We start from the raw sequence: 20414 nt of genomic DNA, 5'->3' as shown, positions 1-20414 counted from the left end.
CCATTGCAGCGGTTTGGGTTGATCGTTATAATTCCTTTTCATTTCCTATCGTTATCTGGGACGACCCGGATAAACGTCATCTCATTGGGGACGGCCCCGCTTCCATTAGATATAAGGTTAAAACATGTCTTGGTTGATACTTCTCATTGCAGGTTTATTTGAAGTTGTATGGGCTGTGGGCCTGAAGTATACACAGGGGTTTTCCCGTTTAGTGCCGAGCTTGATCACTGCCAGTGCGATGGCTATCAGTGTAGGGTTACTGGCTTATGCTATGAAAAGTCTTCCGGCAGGAACAGCTTATGCGATTTGGACAGGCGTTGGGGCGGTAGGTACAGCAATTTTTGGAATTATGATATTGGGTGAGCCTGCAAATATTGCCAGAATATTAAGCCTTGGCCTGATTGTGGTTGGCATTATTGGTTTGAAACTTGCTAGCTGATTTTTTGTAATTCATTGATTAGCATTAAAATAAAACCCAGCATTACGCTGGGTTTTATTTTGCTTACTTTTTTTCATAACGAGAAGGCCATATCTCTTCTGGCGTAAGCCCCAGCGCGGTTGCGATTAAACGCTCCCCTTTTGGCCAGTGACGCTGTAGAGCATTCGCAAGTGTTGATGATGCCAGCCCCGCTGTACGTGAGACTTCTGACAATGTTGTGCCGCGTTTTTTCAATTCAGCAATGATATCGGCGGAGTGCCAATCTTTATTTTCCATTTTTAATTTCTCCGGTTACCTGTCATTTTTCAATTAAAAAGAAATAATTTATTAGTAGACTATGAGTCACGCATAATAACATAACTTAGATTTAAATGTGACTCATAGTCCGTGGTCGGATAAGTAACACGAATCGATACTTATCGGATGAAAACACCTAACAACATCAAATCCCTTTTCGGGCAAAGGATTAGATATCTCAGGAAAGAAGCCGGGATGTCGCAGGAGGCTTTTGCCGATAAGTGTGGTTTGGATCGAACCTACGTCAGCGGTATTGAGCGCGGTGTCAGAAATCCTACCTTAGAAATTATTTATGTGATTGCGAATGGGTTGCAGATTGAGCTGAATGAATTGTTTGATTTTAAAGCTTCTATTTCTTCCGGTTAAATAATCCGTTGTTCTGTTTCTTATATCGTTCTGAAAGTGAAGTTTTATCACCTTTGAGCATATACAACTAGCTCAAAGGTGATTTTGGTCTGTTTGTCAGGTAGCTTTCTCAGTGATCGGTCTCACCAATATTTTTTAGGGCATCGATAACCATCCGCCAAAATTTTGCCTGATCCAGTTTTACAGCAACCTGAGTATGGCAGTCCTCTGAAGGCGGGAAGCGAAAATCAGCAACAGTCATACCTGTGGTTAAGGTTCCGGACATTTCGATATTAACGGGAACTTTTTGTGTGGTCATAACACTGGGATCAATCACATAAGCGACAGCGCAAGGATCATGGACGGGAGGGTAGTCGAAACCCCGCTGTGTCATCCGATAACTTTTTCCATAAAATTGGAGTAAATCCAACACAAACTGAGCAGGGCGTGTATTTATTTGGGCTATCTCTTCAGTAACTTCCGGTGTTGCTAGTGCTTGATGGGTGAGATCTAATCCGACCATTGTCAGAGGCCATTTTTCATTGAAAACAATATGTGCCGCCTCCGGGTCTATTAATATATTGAATTCTGCAACGGCACTTCTGTTACCTTCATGGTAACCACCTCCCATTAATACTATTTCTTTTACTCTCTCCACAATTTGTGGTGCCTTACGCACAGCCAGAGCAATATTCGTCAAGCCTGCGGTTGGGACTAATGTGACGCTTTTGGGCGGATGTTCCATGATGATATCAATGATTAAATCAACGGCATGGCGAGCGTCTAGTTTTATTTCCGGTTCAGGCAAAATAGGGCCATCCAGTCCCGTTTCTCCATGAATGTCAGGAGCTGTTTTGATCTCCCTGACCAACGGCCGATAGCAGCCAGCAGCAAAAGGAATATTACGGATATTAGCGATACGGGCAATGGAAAGCGCATTATGGGTAACTTTATCTAAAGTTTGATTGCCCACAACAGTTGTTACAGCTAAGAGTTCGATATCAGGGTTGCCATGAGCAAGCAGCATAGCAATGGCATCATCATGACCAGGGTCGCAATCGAGAATAATTTTCTTGGGAGACATATTCATTCCTTTTATGGCGCCTAAAGTAAATATACCCACAAAGAATAATTCAGCATCAATAAAAATTCCTCCGCTGACCATCACAAAACGACATGATAAAAAATGCAATCTATTAACAATAGTTTTTATTATTGTGATTTAATTAACATATAAACAACAAAGGATTTGAGCATTTTAATTGCGTATGATTCATATATAAATGATAAGAAATGGCAGATGGCAAATTTGTGTATTTATTAATTTATTAATGTTTTTTGATCTGGCTTTATCGTGTTGCTTGAATAAAAAACGTTAATTGAATAAATAACATTCAGTCAATGCACAGGTATCCTTGAACATATCAGGGTATAGGCTGATGCTCACGGGGTGTAATATGAATAATCAGATCGATTCATTAACATACTATGCAGCAACTAAAAAATATGATCTTCGCTTTTCAACATTGACAGAAGATCTGGATGTTGATGTTGTTATCATTGGTGGTGGGTTTTCTGGTGTAAATACAGCATTGGAGCTGGCAGAAAAAGGTATTACCAATATAGCGATTCTGGAAGGAAGAACGCTTGGATATGGAGGAACAGGGCGTAATGGTGGGCAGGTTATGGCTGGCATTGGTCATGATTTGGATCGGATTAAACGCCACGTCGGTGAGAAAGGTCTGGAGACCATATTTAAAATCAGCAACATGGGCGCAGGAATAATCCGGGAGCGGATTGCCAAATATAATATCAATGCGGATTTTTGCTCTGGTTATGGCTATTTAGGGTATAACTCCAGGCAGGATAAGACGTTGCAAAGTTGGCTGAAAGAGTTTCAGGCAGCCTGCCCCGATGATGAAATTGAGCTTTATACCGGTTCAGATGTTAAAAAAGTCATCGGTTCAGATCTGTACACCTCTGCATTGAAACACATGGGAGGTGGGCATGTTCACTCTCTGAATCTGTTGTTAGGGGAAGCTAAGGCTGCCACAGAGTACGGCGTCAAAATTTTCGAAAACAGTCAGGTTTTGAATGTTGAATATGGCCCAAGAGTTACCGTACGCACCGCAATGGGTTCTGTACGGGCAAATAAAATGCTGTGGGCATGTAATGCGTTTCTGAATGGTCTTGAACCAACAATTTATAAAAAAACAATCAATACTTATGCATTTCAGTTAATGACAGAAGAGCTGTCAGACGAAATGATCGAAAGAGTCAGCCCTATCCACGGAGCTTATAGCGATATCAGTCCCATCATCAATTACTGGCGGGTGACTAAAGAGAACCGGCTATTGTTTGGTAGTGCAACGCAGTATCTCGAATATATCCCTTCTGATTTAAAAGCATGGAACAGGAATCGCATGCTGGATGTTTATCCCTACCTGAAAGATGTGAAGATTGAACTGGCATGGGGAGGCCCGATGTGCTGTAGCGTCAGCCTGTTCCCGCAGATAGGTTCTTTGCCACAGCATAACAATGTCTTTTACGTTCAGGGTTATTCAGGGTTTGGGGTAACACCAAGTCATATTATCTGTAAAGTGCTGGCAGAAGGTATGAGTGAGGGCTCCGATCGTTATTCTCTGCTGAGCTCTATCCCGCATATGAATGTTATTGGTAAAGAGCAGCTGAGGCATATATATCTTTCTCTCGGAAAGAGTTGGCATCAGCTTTCAGGCTACTGGAAAGGGCGTCGTTAGTTTTACTGATTTTTGGGTTTTCACTGTTTTTTTGCACATAAATTTCTTTTTGCACAATAAATTCTGAAAGGTAAAAGTCATGATAAAGCCGTTATTGTTAGAGAAATCACTTCCTGAGTTAATGCCGATTGGTAGTGTGACTAATCTTGGTTCTGTTGTAGTAGAAGGTGACCCACAGGCAAGTGTTGCCATGGTTCACGGGGAACCAAATGATAATCTGACCTGCGGTATTTTTGCCTGTACCAGAGGGAAATTTAAGATGGTTTATCCCTTTGATGAAATGGCAACGGTGCATGAAGGTTCTGTGAAACTGACGGATGTTAAAACAGGTGTTGTGGCCGAATATCACAAAGGTGATTCATGGTTTGCTGCCAAAGGTACGGAAGTTTTGTGGGAAATTACCAGTGAACGCTTCGTGAAACATTATATGGCGTGTATCAATTCTCAGATTTCCGGCTGACGGAGGGTAACATCATGAGTGACATCACTTTGCTGGCGTCCGTTACGGCTTTTTTGCAGCGTTCTCATGGCCATTACATTAATGGACAATCCGTTCGTGGTCAGGGAGACAAAACCTTTTCAGTCGTCAACCCCGCGTCTGATGAGGTGATCGCTACCGTTAATCAGGGAAGTGAGGTCGAAGCCAATGCCGCTATGCAGGCTGCATCTGATGCTTTTCATGGTTCATGGGCTAGGATTTCACCGATGGAACGTGGAGATTGTCTGATACGGCTGGCGGATTTGCTGCAAAAACATAGCGAAGAACTTGCCCAGTTGGAAACTCTATGTTCAGGAAAAACCATTCAGTTATCACGTATGCTGGAAGTTGGAGCCTCTGTCCAATACTTGCGCTATTTTGCTGGCTGGTCGAGCAAAATAAGTGGCGAAACACTGAATGTTTCTTTGCCATCTTTCAAGGGTGAAGAATATACCGCCTTTACCCGTCGTGAACCTGTCGGCGTGGTCGTCGGGATTATTCCCTGGAATTTCTCGATCATGATTGCCATCTGGAAACTGGGGGCCGCTTTGGCCTGCGGTTGTACGATTGTTCTGAAACCAAGCGAATATACCCCGTTAACAATGTTGCGCGTGGCGGAACTGGCAAAAGAAGCCGGAATTCCTGACGGCGTGATTAATATCGTTAATGGCTCCGGAGCCGGTGTAGGAACTAAGCTGTTGACTCATCCGTTGTGTTCCAAAGTGTCTTTTACCGGATCAGTACCTACAGGTAAACTCATCGGCAAATCTGTCATGGAACAGGGGCAGTTCCGTGCAACGCTGGAGCTGGGCGGTAAAAACGCAGCGGCTTTCCTATCAGATATGCCTGTAGAGAAGATAGTTGATGGAATATTGGAAGCCGGATATCTGAATCAGGGGCAAATCTGCGCAGCAGCAGAACGTTTCTATATTCCTTCTGTTCATATGGATGCAGTTTTGAAGTTACTTTCTGAACGTCTGTCTGCGATGAAAATTGGTTCTCCCCTTGATGAAACGACGGAAATGGGGCCTTTAGCCAATAAAGAGCACTATGAAAAAATTCTGTCCCTGTTTGAAAAAGCGCGTCAGGAAGGGAATGAAATTGTCTATGGCGGTCGCGCACTGGAAGGGAAAGGCTTTTTTGTAATGCCCACCGTGATCAGAGCCAAAAGTGCAGATGATACGTTGATGAAAGAAGAGACATTCGGGCCAATAGGGACTTTCCTTAGTTACGATGATGAGGAGGAGCTGATTGCTATGATGAACGCAACGCCATTCGGTTTATCCGCCAGCTTATGGACAAATGATCTCAGCAAGGCGATGCGAATGATCCCGCGTATTCAGGCCGGTGTTTTGTGGGTTAACATGCATACGTATCTTGATCCTGCCCTTCCATTCGGAGGGATAAAATCATCAGGATTCGGTCGGGAGTTTGGCAAGGCATTCATCGAGTATTACACAGAACTGAAATCAGTCATGATACGGTATTGATCGTTGCAGAATATCGATGCTTAAGTGGTTTAAAGTTGCTTCGTGTCAGACAAAACGAGGCAACTTAATCGTTTATCAATGTTGAAAAATGGTTTTAGGCTGATATTTCCAAAGCCATTGATCCAAAAGCAATGTTTCCATAATGCTGTATAAGTATTGTCATAAATGTGTCATTGCGGTTTCACAAAAATGCCATATTGGGTGTTTACTATTTGGGTAGAAGGTGTTTTTTAATTCTCCCGATCATAAGGAATCACCTATGTTCTGCAATGACCTGTCCCATCGCTCTACATTTCATAATCGTACAAAAAATTTTCTTGCTATGACTGTCGCTATATTAGCGTCAGGCGTATGTTTATCTGCGCAAGCTAATAGTGCGAGTGCGGATAACATCATGGCAGAAAAACGTTCTGCTCATGGTGAGCTTACTCAGTTTGGTGGTGCCCGTCGCCTGACTCAGGATCAAACTGATGCACTTAAAGCAGCTTTAAATAATACAAAAGCGAAGAATGTCATTTTGTTTATTGGTGATGGCATGGGGGATTCTGAAATTACGCTGGCCCGCAACTACGCACAAGGTGCTGGTGGTTTTTTCGAGGGAATCGATGCTCTTCCTTTCACGGGGCAATATACACACTACTCACTGGATAAAGAGACCAAGAAACCAGATTATGTCACGGATTCCGCTGCTTCAGCTACCGCGTGGGCGTCAGGAGTGAAAACCTATAATGGCGCGCTCGGCATTGATGTTTTCGGCAAGCCGCATCAGTCATTACTGGAGTTGGCAAAGCAGAATGGAAAAGCCACAGGAAATGTGACAACAGCTGAAATTCAGGACGCAACTCCTGCCGCGCTATATGCGCATATCACCAATCGTAAATGCCGGGATCCACAGGAAGCGTTAGAAAAATGCCCGACAGAAGTGTTGGATAAAGGTGGCAGAGGTTCTATCACAGAACAGCTTTTGACGGCGCGTGCTGATGTCACTCTGGGAGGAGGGGCTAAATATTTTGAGCAACAATCAACAGCCGGAGCTAATAAAGGAAATACCCTGAAGCAACAGGCGCTAGATCAGGGTTATCAATGGGTAACGGATATAAAATCACTGAGCAATATTAAAGCGACCAGTCAGAAAAAGCCGTTATTAGGCATATTTAGCAATGGAAACATGGATGTGATCTGGGAGGGACCAAAAGCGGTTTATCACGGTAATCTTAATGAAGCACCGATGAAGTGCCAAATTAATGCAAAGCGTAGCTCTGATGAACCGACATTGGTACAGTTAACAGAAAAAGCGATTGATTTGCTGAAGGCTAACAAAAATGGATTTTTCTTGCAGGTAGAAAGTGCCTCGATTGACAAACAAGATCATGAAGCTAACCCTTGCGCCCAAATTGGGGAAACGGTGGCGCTGGATGAAGCTGTTCAGGCTGCGCTGAAATTTGCCAGACAGCATGAAGATACGTTAGTTATCGTTACCGCTGATCATGCCCATTCCAGCCAGATTATTGCTAATGATGTTAAATCACCCGGCCTGACCCGTTCATTGATTACCAAAGATGGTGCGGTTATTACGGTCAACTATGGCAACGCAGAAGAAGGCAAACAGAATCATACTGGTACGCAGTTACGTGTTGCGGCTTATGGCCCACATGCTGCTAATGTCGTTGGCTTGACTGATCAGACAGATTTGTTCTTTACCATACGTGATGCGATGGGGTTGAAACAATAAGACAAGATGTACCCGATCAATATCATCGTTCAATTCTGAATGGTTTAATAACGTATAATCAGTACGAATGATCGGATTAGGATAAATTCGATAATATAAGCTACAATGAAGTAAAATCAGTACCTCATAAAATTGAAATAAGATCATAGATAAAGTTATCTTTTATTTTTCATGGTAAACCATTATCTCCCCCTTATGGGGAGATAATGGTTTTGCCGGATTTATCTTCAGGTTAATTTCGTGTAATGGATAATATGCAGATAAAAAACTAATTATTAAATAATATAAAAACATTTAATAACAAGTGTATAAATAAACTGTTAACTAAAGGTAAAGATTATAAAAATCAGCAAAAATCTTTGTATTATCCATATAAATAACACTTGCCGTCTCTCTTATATTTTGTTCATTATTAGGGAATCTTAATACCATTTCAGCGACAAGCCAATCTTTAAATGTCCCACTATAATGACTTGCAGTCCAATACATCCTTATTGAATTCATGATGTTTGCATCAAACGGAATTCTATTTAATATTTGGTGATCAATTATAGCTCGTATATTATTAGTATTTGAAGCATGAGTAACTAATGTTGCATCATTAATAAATGGCAAATATAATTTTTCGTAAATGTTTCTTGTGATATTTACATGATGACTACCACCCATAATACGATCTAACCCCGACGCATCCGTTTTTAATTTCCATACATTACTTCCAGATGGAGATTCATCAACCCCTAGTTTTAAAAGTGTCTTGTAACTTGCCCCATACTCACTTTCTGGAATTAGATGTCGAGTGGTATTCCAATCAATCTGAATAGTATTCATTTGATTATCAATAAGTTCAGAACCACCTAAGTTCATCAATTTCCTAAAATTACGAGTATACTCGGTTTCAGTTGTTGTCACTGCGTAGTGGCTACTGCTTCCTGCCTGAGCCGCGCCTCTGCCACTCAGCCCATGGGCAAAACTGTCGGACAGCTGCTCACCCACCTGCCGCATCCCGCGAGTCAGCCCGCCCAGCAATCCACTGCCCAGACTCAATGCCCCCAGCCCGAGCGAGGCCCAACCCAGTATGGCGGAGGCCTGCGGGTTACTCTCTTCGGTGGCCACACTGGCAATGCTGGTCGCATCTCCCAAAAATCCGATACCTGCTATAATCGCACCGTCTATACTCAACGAGGCACCGCCGGTCGGAATGGCCATGGCCAGCCCCGCTAACAGGCCAACCGTACCAAGTACGATGCCGAAAATACTGCCCCAGCTCATATGTCCGCTCGGATCGCTGTGGTTGACCGGATCACCCAAACAGTAAGCATACGGATTGAGGCCTCCAGCCCCGAATGGACTTAAGCTGTCCGGTGCGGTAAACCGCATCAGCACCGGGCTATAGGTGCGGTAGCCATTGCCCAGATGATAACCCCCTCCTGTCGGGTCGGCACGTTCTCCAGTATAACCGGGCAGTACCATGTTCTGCTCATCGGCTGCCTGCTGGCCATAGGGGGTGTAACGATAACGGGTCGGTGTGCCGCTGCCCGGTTGGTCTATCAGCAGACTGCCCTGCCCATCGGTGCCCAGTAAATGGGTCTTATCACCGGCGATTACTGCGGCCGGTGTGCCGTTCGCATGCACCAGACGGGTTGCCGTGCCGCTTTCACGCTGCACTTCTGCGACGCGAGCATTGCCCTGATAGTACAGCTCCTGTGTCCCGGTATTGTCCAGCCGGTGCAGAACCAGTCGGTTTGCGGCATCATACCCGTACGTGCTGATTTTCTCTTTCAGCGTCACTGAGATCAGCCGCCCTAGCGCATCGTAGGTCAGCTGGTTCCCGCTCTCATCCTGAATCAACCGGCCGCCAGCATCGTAGGTTAGCGTAATTTTCGCCGGGTAGGCCGGGTGCGTATGGGTAATGCGGTATAACTGGCAGGGATCGGACGGACTGTAGGTAAAGGTGGCGGTGTCGCGGCTATTGTCCGCCAATGTAGTCACACAGGTCAGCATATTGCCCAACCGGTCATAGGTAAACTGCTGGCGGCGCAGGCTCATGCCATACGCATCCTGAGGGCATTCCGTGCCCGAACACTGGTAATCTGTCAGCCAGCGGCGGGCGACATCATAGGTATAACTTTCCTGACGCAACAACCCGGCCTGCTGTGAACGGGTTTCCCGGCTGGCGAGCTGACCGAGCACCGTATAGGTCTGCGTCAGGGTCAGTACGTCCGTTCCACTGTCAATCCGGCGTTCCGTTTCCCGGCCGAGGTCATCCCAGGTCAGTGTGGTGGTCAGTGATTGCGACTGGGCGTTATCATGCACCGTCCAGCAGTTTAACCGGCTGGCAGCATCATAGGACATCGTCACGTTTATCGCGCTGTCTGTTATCATTACAGGACGCCCCTGTGTATCAAAATACCGCTGGCGGCGGGTGCCAGTCACATCCTGACAGGCCGTCAGCTGGCCGCCCGGGGAATACGTGTATTGAGTATGCCTGGCCACACCGGTATCGTTAAACGTGGTCGTTTCCTGCCGCAATAAGCCGGCGGGGGTATACTCGCACTGCTGTGATACCTGTTTTTCTGCCACCGCGTTTATCATCGCGCCGGTTTTGGCGTCATAGCTAAAGGTCTGGGTGATCCCCGCGGTGGTTCGCTGAAGCAAGGCATTTCCCAGACGGGGTTCATACTGTTGGTGAACCGTCTGTTTGAGCGGGTCAGTGACTATCTCAGGTGCCGGATTACTGCAGGTATAGGTTGCCTCATGTGTCCGACCGCCTACCGTGACCGAGATGACCCGATGCAGGCTGTCGAACACCCGCTGACCCAGCACTTTCCCGTCCGCCACAATTTGCGTCACTAAATTATCCGCACTGAACGACGCATACCTTTTCTGCACCACGGTACCATCGCTGTACGTTATCGTCGCAACGCGATGAAAAGCGTCATAGGTGTATTGCGTTTTCTGTGCCAGTGCATCCACCGTGGCCCGCAACCGCCCCAGCCCGTCATACTCGTTCTGTTGCTGGCTGACGAATTGGCCCTGGCTGTCATACAGCGTTACCGTCAGAGGCTGATGTCGCAGATTGTAGGCCGTTTCCGTATAACCGAATGTCAGGCCATCCACCTCAGTAGTGCAGCGGGTGATCTGGGTCACCGGATTAAACACCTGCCGGCTACGCTGGCCTGTATCCGAGGTAATCAGGCTGGGTTGTCCCCAGTCATCGTAGGTGATCTGCTGGTTAAGGGAGATCGAGCACGTCTTCACGGTATCGGGCTGCGCAGGATCGGGGCCGGTCGGTAGTGTGTCATGGTGAGACTGCGTCACCACCCGCCCCCAGCTATCCCGCCCGTTCTTTGAGAGGAGGTGCCAGTCTGTAGTCGCTTGTTCTTTCGCCAGAATGTCCAGTTTTTTCGCCAGAATATCCAGTTGATAAACCTGCCCGCGCCCATCAGCCTGGCAACGGGCCTGATTTCCCCAGACATCGGTCTGCGTTGTGGTGACGACACCCGGCGCTTCAAGGGAATATGTGTACCCCTTCTCACGGGCATAATCGGTGTTGGCATTATCCTTCTGCGTCAATAAACGGCCCAGCGCATCATAGAGGTAGTGTGTCGTGCAGCCCTGCGGATTTTGTTGATAGCCGATTTTACCGCTGAGACAGGATTTTTCCTGTATGCTACTGAGCGTGAATCCGTCATGCCCGCACCATTGTGTGGTACACCGGAGCTGACCCGCGTTCAGGGCATAGACGAAAGTTTTTTGACTGTTCCACGGGGAGCGGGGCTGCGCGGAGGCGGGATCCTGCAGGCTATACACGGTTTCTACCACCGAGTCCACTCGCCCATGATGCGGACCCTCCGGCTCATCCCGGTACTCGGTCTGGCGGATATGCAGCAAGATCTTATCGCTGTATACTTCCTGACGGGTACACACCACCGCATGATCTGTCAGGCTATCTGGGCGTGTGGGCAGGGAAGCATAGCGGTAGATCTCCTGATGGACGGGCACATCGTCATAGCCGGTGACCGGCGGGGGAATGATTTTTTTCGATTTTACGTAACGCACAAACCCGTGCGGATCTGCCGGGCAGTATACCGTGTTATCCTTGGTGGATGTTTCGCCTTCAGCCGGGTAGTACACCCATTCGGTTCGGGTACCGTCCGGAGCAATCTGTAAGGTGGGGTTGCCTGCTGTATCAAATTCTGTCTGCGTGGTTTCCTCCCTCGTCAGCGGGGCATCGTCCGGTTGATCCGCCTGAGCGATAAACCGGATGGTAGCGGATTTTGGCAACTGAAATTGCGGGGGCTGCTGAGCAAATTCCAGCCCGATTTGAGCATAATAGTGCGTTTCATGCTGGCGCTGGCAACTGTTTTGCTGCACGTTTTCAGTAATCAGCAGGTGGTAGCTATTGTAACGCCGGAGAATGTGGCGCTGTTCGCTGCCGTTGTTCCAGTGCTCGGTGGAGCCGTAGAGGTAATAGGTCATCTTGCCGTAGAGGAGGTAATCTTCGTCCTCATTCCAGCTCTCCTTATTTTCGTAACCCAGAAAATTAGGTTCGGTATATTCATAGTGCCTGATGACATCAGGGGAATTTTTTGTCTGTTGTGTGTATTGGGTTACATAGGGTAAAGGTGGTAGGCCGGCCTCGTCGGGAAACTGGTGACCATCCGGGTCGTAATCGACAAATTCAACGAATCCCGTCGGCGAAGTAATCCGGGTCAGAAAACCGCAGTCTGATTCATATTCCAATCCCCAGCTTAATGTCTGCTGATCGACATTATTACGAATTTGAACGACCCGATCATTCTCAAAGATGAGGCGGATGGTATACGATTCCGTTGATCCGGGCCAGACTGTCATGTCGGTATAAATACCGGTTTGATAATCGATGTTGAATAGCGTCTGATTATCATCTGATATCGTGGCAAGGCGGGGGAGGCCGACTATCTCGTAATTCCACGCTAGTTTCAGGGAGTGCCCCAACGGGTTGATAATGCGCATTGGTATTTTAAGATTATAGGCATTCAAGGGACCACTGAGGATTTCCATCAGCCCCGATTTATGGATAACCCGGTAAACATCCTTCGTGACATCCTTTTCAAACCGCACCACATCCTGTTTATACTGCTTTAAAGAAACCGAATCATCCGTCTCATAGACTTTATACCGTTCGCCGGTAGAGAGCATCAACAGCTGCTTTTCACTATCATAGTGTGTCAGCCCGAGCGAAAAACCCACACCAAACCCGATATTCATCGGGTTCAGCGGACTGTAGGACAGCGCCAGCGTCAGCTCCGGCCCCAGTAGGGTATTTCCAATCAGATGTGCCAGCGGCATCGTACAATTAAATAACCCGGTGCGCGGATCTACACTGCCTGTGGTGGAACTCTGGAAATTTGTCGCCTGAGAGAAAAAATTATTGCTCATAGTTATCACCTATTTTTGAGGAAAGGATATGATGGAAGCCGGAAATTTCTGCATCCGTTTAGCCCTCCTGTAGATAAAATTCACTCGCATTATTTACATCCACAACCACTTTTAGCCAGACTGATTCATTGCCGTAAATATCGTGAAATTTGAATTGTGGAATTTGATCAGATTCATTATCCCAAAAATTAACCGCTGGACTTTCGAAAAAAAGTAGGCTCACGCTAATAGCATCGGTGCGTGGTGTCGTAAATATATTTTCTTGTGGAGTAGCTTCCCTTTTAATACTGGATCGGTTCTTCTCATCATATATTTTTTTATTGTATAATCAGCACCAGCGATTCTCTGCGTGCTATATTTACCCCAAAGAAACCAAAGGTAAAGGTCTCCTTCTTGTGTGCGATGGGTAAGTCTTTGGTAATTAACTTGTATTGCTATTAGGGAATATATAGAAATTGTCTTGATGCCATTCATGATATTTATAATCAACATCTTTATGAGATCCGAATATAGTATGGGCAGCGCTTGATTCTTTTATGAATAGCATATTCTCTGAATGATAAAGAATAGGTTTATTACCTTTTTAATGAAATAGGTGTGTTTTTTTTGATATTTCATGGTAATTAATCATGTCTCGAATATTAATAATCAGCATGGCATTCTCAGTAAATATATATTAATGTTAGTTTCAATATTTAAATTACGCCAGAAAAAATAATAAAATAATTACCGTATTAATTAAATGATTTAATGTCTGTTTTTTAAATTAAAGTATAAGTAATAACGTGTTATTATTTATGGATTTATTATGTATAAATAAATTTAATAATATTAATGTATAAAAAGTGATTTTTTAGATTTCTCAGGAAATAGTGATAGTTTTGAGAAGATATAACAGATAATAGAGGGAATTTGAGTTCAGGAATGCGATGGTGAAATAGAATTAAGAAACTGGATATGTTAATAAGATAGGGAGGGGAAAATAAGAGTAACAAGAGGAAAATCATATAAATAGTAACAGTGGTGCGAAGGGGGGGACTTGAACCCCCACGTCCGTTAGGACACTAACACCTGAAGCTAGCGCGTCTACCAATTCCGCCACCCTCGCAGGTACTGCTATTTATCTGATTTGTTTAATGATAACTATCTGATTTGGTGCGAAGGGGGGGACTTGAACCCCCACGTCCGTTAGAACACTAACACCTGAAGCTAGCGCGTCTACCAATTCCGCCACCCTCGCAAATTCAGATACCATCTTTAAACAGATAGCATGGGGGCGCATTCTAGAGATTTTACGGCTGACGTCAATCATTATTTATCGCAAGAAAGCATGACTGATGTAAAAATCGACATGTTGCTATTGCCCTTCCGGGGAGATGGGCAATAGCGGTCTTTTGTTTGTTACTTCTTGGTGGCTTGGTAAATCTTGAATTTACCTGTCTGGGCAAGAACTTCGTGACTGCCGAAAGCGCTATCCAGTAAATCAGCATAAGGCAAAAACGAGTTTGCTACGATGCGGAATTTACCACCGGATTTCAGATAATTTGGTGCCATACGTATCATGTCATCAGCGGCTGCCATACTGGTTTTCAGACCATCATGGAATGGCGGATTAGAGACTATCCAGTTGAATTTCTCTTCAATAGCAGAATAGACGTTGCTGGTAACAACATTTCCTTCCAGTTTATTGGCTTTCAATGTTGCTTTACTGGATGTTATGGCGGCTGCATTGACATCGCTGAGAGTCAGTGACAAATCGGGATTATTTTTACCCAACACTGCGGCCAGTACACCAGAGCCACAGGCAATATCCAGCAAGTTGCCGGAAATCGGTTTATCAAAAGTGGAAAGCAGAAGACGGCTGCCGACATCCAGATCATCCTGACTGAATACGCCGGGCAGTGTATTGACGATGGTATCCCCAACCTGATAGCTATGCCACCAGTTGTTCTGATCAAACTGAACCTGTTGTTCAAGCTGACCATAAAAAAGGCTGCAACGGCGGGCAGTATCGACTTTGCGGAAAGTAACAATACCTTCCATCAACTTATCAACGCTACGCACACCACTGCGGTTTTCGCCGACAATAAAAATGTTTGTTCCGACAGGCAGGATGGAAAACAGGCTGCGGAGTTGGAAACGGGCTTCCTGCTTGCTTTTTGGCCAGTAATAAATCAGCGTATCGCAATCTTTGACAAACGCTTTGTCAGCCGTAAGGCCAAACTGAGCATTATCACCTAATGTACGGATCAGGGATTGCCAGTGATGATATTGACTAGTGTGTACCCGCACACTTGCGGCTTCGATTTCCGTTGCCAGTGTATCCTGAAGATCGCCTGCGAAGAGCAGATGATGGGAGTGGAATTGCTCTTGATGGCGCAGGATAACTTCACTGGCCGGTGTTAATGCTGACATCTATGTATAGCTCCTTATAAGTCTTTATCCGGTCATAATTATCTTTGGGCAAAGCTGGGATGCCATGTTGTTGGCGCAGAGATAAGCCCTCTGATACTATACCGCTCATCTTTCAGGTGACAGTTTTACTGCTGATAGCCTGAAATCTACTGGGTATATATTACCTGTTATTTTTTATGGCAGATGGAATAAAACACGATGACGAAGCGTGACAGATCACTAACCCGGTTGGGTATCACCCAATGGGTTCTGCGTAACCCTGCGGCCCTGCGGGGTGAATTATCTGTCCTCATCCCTGACTCAACTCGTCTGTTGATCATTACTCATGATCACATTGACTTAAGCCATTCATTACTTGCTGATATTTTCACAGCCATGGGGATTGATGCCTCATTAGTTTATTGCATCACAACAAAAGATGTTGAGCTGCTTTCAGAATCAATCCGCTGCCCATGCTGGCTGCTGGGGGTTGATATTACCTTATCAATACAAGGGATTTCTTTGAGAAGCCCGGCATTAAATGACTTATCCCTTGATGGGGATGCAAAACGTTCTCTTTGGCAACAAATTTACCATTATGAAGAATATTTCTCTATTAACTCCCGCTGATCTTCCCGCGGCCTTCCAGATAGAACAGGCCAGCCACCCCTTTCCGTGGAGTGAGACAACATTCTACTCTAATCAGGGAGAGCGTTATCTCAATTATAAGATCGAGCTTAATAACCAGATAATTGGTTTTGCAATAACCCAGTATATTTTGGATGAAGCAACGCTATTTAATATCGCTATCCATCCGGAATATCAATCACAAGGGCATGGAAGAACGCTATTAAATTATCTGATTGACACATTACCTGAAAAGCAGATAAATACGTTATGGCTTGAAGTCCGGTGTTCCAACCAGTCTGCGATTGGATTATATGAAGATCTGGGCTTCAATGAAGTTTCCATCCGCAAAAATTATTACCCGACCGCGACAGGTAAGGAAGATGCCATTATTATGGCGTTACCGCTGTTTGGGTGAGTATGAGTGACGTACCCGTATTATGAACTTTTGCGATTCAGGAGAAAGGGAATGTAGATTGAATCTGATGAAGTCATGATGATTTTCTGCATCATCATCTTGCGTATCATTAGTTGTTTATGACGCCAAGTTCAGCGAAAATAAACGCTAATTCCAATTAACATACCGGATTGGATGGATTAAGGGTCTCTGATGGCGCCTCAATATGGTATCGATCCGCGTACAGAATAGAAGATTTCAATAGATGTCAAATTCTCCATTTCTGCAAGAAGTTGCGAAACGGCGCACATTTGCAATAATTTCGCATCCCGATGCGGGTAAAACGACGATTACTGAAAAAGTCCTGTTATTCGGACAGGCAATTCAGAAAGCGGGAACGGTAAAAGGCCGGGGTTCCAATCAGCATGCTAAATCAGACTGGATGGAAATGGAAAAACAACGTGGTATTTCCATTACCACCTCAGTGATGCAGTTTCCTTATGGTGATTGTCTGGTTAACCTGCTGGATACGCCGGGGCATGAAGACTTCTCTGAAGATACTTACCGTACTCTGACAGCGGTTGACTGCTGTCTGATGGTTATTGATGCGGCAAAAGGTGTTGAAGATCGTACCCGTAAGCTGATGGAAGTTACCCGCCTGCGTGACACGCCAATTCTGACATTCATGAATAAGCTCGACCGTGATATTCGTGATCCGATGGAGCTGATGGATGAAGTCGAAAATGAGCTGAAGATCGCTTGTTGTCCGATCACATGGCCTATCGGTTGTGGTAAGTCTTTCAAAGGGGTTTACCATCTCTATCAGGATGAAATTTATCTGTATCAATCCGGTCAGGGGCATACTATTCAGGAAGTCCGGGTTATTAAAGGCTTGGATAACCCTGAGCTGGATACTGCTGTCGGAGAAGAGCTGGCCGAACAGTTGCGTGAAGAGCTGGAGTTAGTCAAAGGCGCATCACATGAATTTGATCTGGATGCCTTTTTGCAGGGTGAACTGACGCCGGTATTCTTTGGTACTGCGTTAGGTAACTTTGGTGTCGATCATATGCTGGATGGTCTGGTTAAGTGGGCACCAACGCCAATGCCGCGTCAGACTGATGCGCGCGAAGTGACAGCACAAGAAGAAAAATTCTCCGGATTTGTGTTCAAAATTCAGGCCAATATGGACCCGAAACACCGTGACCGTGTGGCATTTTTGCGTATTGTTTCCGGTAAATATGAAAAAGGCATGAAACTGCGTCAGGTTCGTATCAAAAAAGATGTGGTTATCTCAGATGCACTGACTTTCATGGCTGGTGATCGTTCTCATGTTGAAGATGCGTATCCGGGCGATATTATTGGTCTGCATAACCACGGTACTATCCAGATTGGTGATACTTTCACTCAGGGTGAAGAGCTGAAATTTACAGGTATTCCTAACTTTGCTCCTGAATTGTTCCGCCGCATTCGTCTGCGTGATCCTCTGAAACAGAAACAATTGCTGAAAGGTCTGGTTCAGTTGTCGGAAGAGGGAGCAGTACAGGTATTCCGCCCATTGACCAATAATGATTTGATTGTTGGTGCTGTGGGTGTGCTTCAGTTTGATGTTGTTGTTGCCCGGCTGAAGAGTGAATATAACGTAGAAGCACTCTATGAGCCTGTCAACGTTTCTACCGCTCGTTGGGTAGAATGTAGTGATGTCAAAAAGCTGGAAGAGTTCAAACGTAAGAATGAACAAAACCTGGCTTTTGATGGTGGTGATAACCTGAGCTACATTGCACCAACTATGGTTAATTTAAACCTGACCAGCGAACGTTATCCTGAGGTAGTTTTCCGTAAGACACGGGAACATTGATATTTTTATGGGCCAACACCTCGTTGGCCTTTTTTATTTTTCCTACCATAATTAATACTTTCTGCTTTATTTAAAAGCATCATTTCTAGGTATAAGAAAATATACGTTAGTTATTGTAAAGCTCATACCATTTGCATAATTTATTGATATATCATCCTTTGAAATTCTGGCTTAGATAAAAGGAAGGAAGGTAGTAGGATGAAAAATTTAAAGTTCACAAACTCATTCCTGGCTGTTGTTTTAGGCTCGGTACTCATAGGTGGTAACGCACTGGCAGCAGGCACATCTTCAACTTATCAGCCAGAAGGTAAAACACAGGAAAATACAGACCAGAAAATTAATGATTCAAGAAATCATAGTGGGAAAAAAATCGAGAATTCCCTTAAAAAAGCAGATAATAATTCGGACGATAGTGTTATTACTGCCCGAATAAAAGAAAATTTTCTGGAAGATACCGGGCTTAATAGTCACGATAATAATATTTCAGTGAAAACAGAAAAAGGCGTGGTTTATCTTTCTGGTTTTGTCAAACACGAAGAGTTGGCAAAACGAGCTATCAGGCTTGCTCATAAAGTGGAAGGCGTTCAGGCCGTAAACAGCACCCTGTCCATCAAAAAATAATCTATTTTTTGTTGAGAGTGACTGATAATAAGTCACTCTACCGGCTTATTCCCCAAATAAAACTTAATCTAATTAAGCGATTATCTCTTCAAGAATATAACGGATAAGATCTATTCATATTATTGGTAATAACTTGCCTGTTGGTGAATTAATCTCCATTATTTAATACAGGCTTTACGGATGCATTGCTCAAATGAGAAATCACTTGGGTGATGAATTGTTTGCATAACATTATTACTAATTACTGAAAGATGATCATAATTCAAATGACACCTTGAAACTGACATTGACTTTGTAGGGGGGAAATGTGGGGAAACATATTCCAATTACGTTGGGTAATATAGAACCTTTAGCTTATACATCGCGGATAAAACCGGGAAAAATTGCACTTGTCTGTGAAGGTGGTGGGCAGAGGGGAATTTTTACCGCAGGTGTGTTGGATGAATTTCTAAGGTTAAATTTTAACCCGTTCGAATTATTTCTTGGTACTTCGGCTGGTGCTCAGAACCTTTCTGCTTATATCTGCGGTCAAAAAGGCTATGCCCGTAAGGTGATCAACAAGTACACAACCAATCCGATTTTCTTCAACCCATTGCGCTTTGTCCGGGGCGGGCATCTTATCGATTTGGATTGGTATATTGATATGATCTCTGAACAAATTCCCTTAAACATTCCTATTGCGATGGATCATTTTGATGATGGCCGTGAGTTTTATATGTGTACCTGCCGTGCTGATAATTTCGAAGCCAGTTATTTTCAACCTGATGAAAGTAACTGGATGGAAATTATCAAGGCTTCCAGTGCAATCCCCGGATTTTATCGCAATGGTGTAACGCTCGATGGTATCGTTTATCAGGATGGTGGCATTAGTGATGCGATTCCGGTTGAAGAGGCATATCGCCGGGGAGCTGATACTATTGTCGTGGTCAGGACAGTGCCTTCGCAGCTTTATTATACGTCACAGTGGTTCAAGCGAGTGGAACGCTGGCTGGAAACCAGCAGTCAGCAAAAAATGCTCAGAATGTTGAAGCTGCATGCTACAAGCTACTTCCGGACACAACGGTTTATTGAAAATCCACCGGATGACGTACAAATCTTCGAAATTAGGCCACCCGCACCGTTGGCAACTATGGCTCTGGGGAGTAAAACGAAAGCATTGAACACGGATTATCATCTGGGTAGACGTTGTGGGCGGTACTTTTTGGCGACTATCGGACATACTTTTGTCGGTGGTAAGTTTGGGCCGGAAAGACGTAAAAGTTATGGTGTTTCCCGCAGCGGTTTAAACCACGATGGAACGAACCGTAATTGTTTCCGTCGCAATAGTTTTATGTGTAGTGAGCATACCCCTGCAATAGGTACTTCGGTAAGAATGGCAGAGGAAACCGGTGTGAATGACAGCGAGCAGATGCCACTGACTGGTACCACTATGATCAATAACGATTATGACGAACAATAATGATGACGACAAATATACACAATGGATTTCAAGATGCATTGCGGTGGCAAGAGAGTGAACCCCCAGAAACATAGATAACCGTATGTTTATAAAAACG

15 protein-coding genes and 2 tRNA genes are annotated in these 20414 nt (G+C 44.8%); 11 read left to right on the top strand and 6 right to left on the bottom strand.

What is annotated here, in order from left to right; all coding sequences use genetic code 11:
- Positions 1 to 124 precede the first annotated feature (124 nt).
- A complete protein-coding gene (gene sugE / locus AACS92_RS15295; protein WP_099108858.1) occupies positions 125 to 439 on the top strand; it encodes a quaternary ammonium compound efflux SMR transporter SugE in 315 nt (104 codons plus the stop codon).
- A gap of 63 nt (positions 440 to 502) precedes the next feature.
- Here sugE and AACS92_RS15290 read toward each other — a convergent pair whose 3' ends face one another.
- Complete coding sequence (locus AACS92_RS15290; RefSeq protein WP_099108857.1) at positions 503 to 715, bottom strand: helix-turn-helix domain-containing protein; 213 nt, start codon at positions 713 to 715, stop codon at positions 503 to 505.
- A 147-nt stretch (positions 716 to 862) separates the two neighbouring features.
- Between AACS92_RS15290 and AACS92_RS15285 the strand changes: the two genes are divergently transcribed.
- Positions 863 to 1102 carry a helix-turn-helix domain-containing protein gene (locus AACS92_RS15285; RefSeq protein ID WP_099108856.1) on the top strand — a complete coding sequence of 80 codons (240 nt, stop codon included), beginning with the start codon at positions 863 to 865 and terminating at the stop codon, positions 1100 to 1102.
- Positions 1103 to 1211: 109 nt separating this feature from the next.
- On the opposite strand, the gene uriH is transcribed toward AACS92_RS15285, so the two are convergent.
- The gene (gene uriH, locus AACS92_RS15280) at positions 1212 to 2165 is read right to left on the bottom strand and encodes a uridine-preferring nucleoside hydrolase UriH (RefSeq protein WP_099108855.1); all 954 of its coding nucleotides are present in this window, start codon (positions 2163 to 2165) and stop codon (positions 1212 to 1214) included.
- 373 nt (positions 2166 to 2538) lie between these two features.
- Between uriH and AACS92_RS15275 the strand changes: the two genes are divergently transcribed.
- The 4 genes from AACS92_RS15275 to phoA all read left to right on the top strand — a co-directional run bounded on the left by AACS92_RS15275 (position 2539) and on the right by phoA (position 7540).
- Positions 2539 to 3840, top strand: coding sequence for an NAD(P)/FAD-dependent oxidoreductase (locus AACS92_RS15275; protein ID WP_099108854.1), 1302 nt, complete (start codon positions 2539 to 2541; stop codon positions 3838 to 3840).
- A 79-nt stretch (positions 3841 to 3919) separates the two neighbouring features.
- A complete protein-coding gene (locus tag AACS92_RS15270; protein WP_099108853.1) occupies positions 3920 to 4300 on the top strand; it encodes a cupin domain-containing protein in 381 nt (126 codons plus the stop codon).
- Positions 4301 to 4314: 14 nt separating this feature from the next.
- Entirely contained in the window at positions 4315 to 5808 is a 1494-nt protein-coding gene (locus AACS92_RS15265) for an aldehyde dehydrogenase family protein (protein ID WP_099108852.1), read from the top strand.
- A gap of 259 nt (positions 5809 to 6067) precedes the next feature.
- Positions 6068 to 7540: an alkaline phosphatase gene (gene phoA, locus AACS92_RS15260; RefSeq protein WP_193756867.1), complete on the top strand. Its 1473-nt coding sequence runs from the start codon at positions 6068 to 6070 to the stop codon at positions 7538 to 7540.
- Positions 7541 to 7864: 324 nt separating this feature from the next.
- Here the strand turns inward: phoA and AACS92_RS15255 are convergent, their stop codons facing one another.
- From AACS92_RS15255 to rsmC, 4 genes are all read right to left on the bottom strand, one after another.
- The gene (locus AACS92_RS15255; protein ID WP_099108851.1) at positions 7865 to 12964 is read right to left on the bottom strand and encodes an RHS repeat domain-containing protein; all 5100 of its coding nucleotides are present in this window, start codon (positions 12962 to 12964) and stop codon (positions 7865 to 7867) included.
- A 1021-nt stretch (positions 12965 to 13985) separates the two neighbouring features.
- Positions 13986 to 14072: transfer RNA gene (locus tag AACS92_RS15250), tRNA-Leu, on the bottom strand.
- A gap of 45 nt (positions 14073 to 14117) precedes the next feature.
- Positions 14118 to 14204: transfer RNA gene (locus AACS92_RS15245), tRNA-Leu, on the bottom strand.
- Between the two features lie 161 nt (positions 14205 to 14365).
- On the bottom strand, positions 14366 to 15379 hold the full coding sequence (gene rsmC, locus AACS92_RS15240; protein ID WP_099108849.1) for a 16S rRNA (guanine(1207)-N(2))-methyltransferase RsmC: 1014 nt from the start codon (positions 15377 to 15379) through the stop codon (positions 14366 to 14368).
- A 198-nt stretch (positions 15380 to 15577) separates the two neighbouring features.
- Here rsmC and AACS92_RS15235 point away from each other — a divergent pair, with 198 nt between their 5' ends.
- The 5 genes from AACS92_RS15235 to AACS92_RS15215 all read left to right on the top strand — a co-directional run bounded on the left by AACS92_RS15235 (position 15578) and on the right by AACS92_RS15215 (position 20317).
- Positions 15578 to 15988 carry a DNA polymerase III subunit psi gene (locus tag AACS92_RS15235; RefSeq protein WP_099108848.1) on the top strand — a complete coding sequence of 137 codons (411 nt, stop codon included), beginning with the start codon at positions 15578 to 15580 and terminating at the stop codon, positions 15986 to 15988.
- Positions 15957 to 16403 carry a ribosomal protein S18-alanine N-acetyltransferase gene (gene rimI, locus AACS92_RS15230; protein WP_099108847.1) on the top strand — a complete coding sequence of 149 codons (447 nt, stop codon included), beginning with the start codon at positions 15957 to 15959 and terminating at the stop codon, positions 16401 to 16403. Before AACS92_RS15235 ends, rimI begins: the two co-directional genes overlap by 32 nt.
- A 244-nt stretch (positions 16404 to 16647) precedes the next feature.
- Complete coding sequence (gene prfC / locus AACS92_RS15225; RefSeq protein ID WP_099108846.1) at positions 16648 to 18237, top strand: peptide chain release factor 3; 1590 nt, start codon at positions 16648 to 16650, stop codon at positions 18235 to 18237.
- 198 nt (positions 18238 to 18435) lie between these two features.
- A complete protein-coding gene (locus AACS92_RS15220) occupies positions 18436 to 18858 on the top strand; it encodes a BON domain-containing protein (RefSeq protein WP_099108845.1) in 423 nt (140 codons plus the stop codon).
- Between the two features lie 307 nt (positions 18859 to 19165).
- Positions 19166 to 20317, top strand: coding sequence for a patatin-like phospholipase family protein (locus AACS92_RS15215; RefSeq protein WP_099108844.1), 1152 nt, complete (start codon positions 19166 to 19168; stop codon positions 20315 to 20317).
- The last annotated feature ends 97 nt before the right edge of the window (positions 20318 to 20414 follow it).

Source organism: Xenorhabdus sp. KJ12.1 (genome assembly GCF_963876495.1).
Classification (GTDB): domain Bacteria; phylum Pseudomonadota; class Gammaproteobacteria; order Enterobacterales; family Enterobacteriaceae; genus Xenorhabdus; species Xenorhabdus stockiae.
Note: the sequence above shows the minus strand (reverse complement) of the source record. Positions and strands in the feature narration are given on the sequence as shown.

What these genes read in the sequence shown, in the direction of transcription:
- AACS92_RS15220 (WP_099108845.1), top strand. Translation starts at nt 18,436, where the DNA reads ATGAAAAATTTAAAGTTCACAAACTCATTCCTGGCTGTTGTTTTAGGC.
- AACS92_RS15255 (WP_099108851.1), bottom strand. Translation starts at nt 12,964, where the DNA reads ATGAGCAATAATTTTTTCTCTCAGGCGACAAATTTCCAGAGTTCCACC.
- AACS92_RS15275 (WP_099108854.1), top strand. Translation starts at nt 2,539, where the DNA reads ATGAATAATCAGATCGATTCATTAACATACTATGCAGCAACTAAAAAA.
- rsmC (WP_099108849.1), bottom strand. Translation starts at nt 15,379, where the DNA reads ATGTCAGCATTAACACCGGCCAGTGAAGTTATCCTGCGCCATCAAGAG.
- sugE (WP_099108858.1), top strand. Translation starts at nt 125, where the DNA reads ATGTCTTGGTTGATACTTCTCATTGCAGGTTTATTTGAAGTTGTATGG.
- AACS92_RS15285 (WP_099108856.1), top strand. Translation starts at nt 863, where the DNA reads ATGAAAACACCTAACAACATCAAATCCCTTTTCGGGCAAAGGATTAGA.
- AACS92_RS15235 (WP_099108848.1), top strand. Translation starts at nt 15,578, where the DNA reads ATGACGAAGCGTGACAGATCACTAACCCGGTTGGGTATCACCCAATGG.
- rimI (WP_099108847.1), top strand. Translation starts at nt 15,957, where the DNA reads ATGAAGAATATTTCTCTATTAACTCCCGCTGATCTTCCCGCGGCCTTC.
- AACS92_RS15265 (WP_099108852.1), top strand. Translation starts at nt 4,315, where the DNA reads ATGAGTGACATCACTTTGCTGGCGTCCGTTACGGCTTTTTTGCAGCGT.
- uriH (WP_099108855.1), bottom strand. Translation starts at nt 2,165, where the DNA reads ATGTCTCCCAAGAAAATTATTCTCGATTGCGACCCTGGTCATGATGAT.
- phoA (WP_193756867.1), top strand. Translation starts at nt 6,068, where the DNA reads ATGTTCTGCAATGACCTGTCCCATCGCTCTACATTTCATAATCGTACA.
- prfC (WP_099108846.1), top strand. Translation starts at nt 16,648, where the DNA reads ATGTCAAATTCTCCATTTCTGCAAGAAGTTGCGAAACGGCGCACATTT.
- AACS92_RS15270 (WP_099108853.1), top strand. Translation starts at nt 3,920, where the DNA reads ATGATAAAGCCGTTATTGTTAGAGAAATCACTTCCTGAGTTAATGCCG.
- AACS92_RS15290 (WP_099108857.1), bottom strand. Translation starts at nt 715, where the DNA reads ATGGAAAATAAAGATTGGCACTCCGCCGATATCATTGCTGAATTGAAA.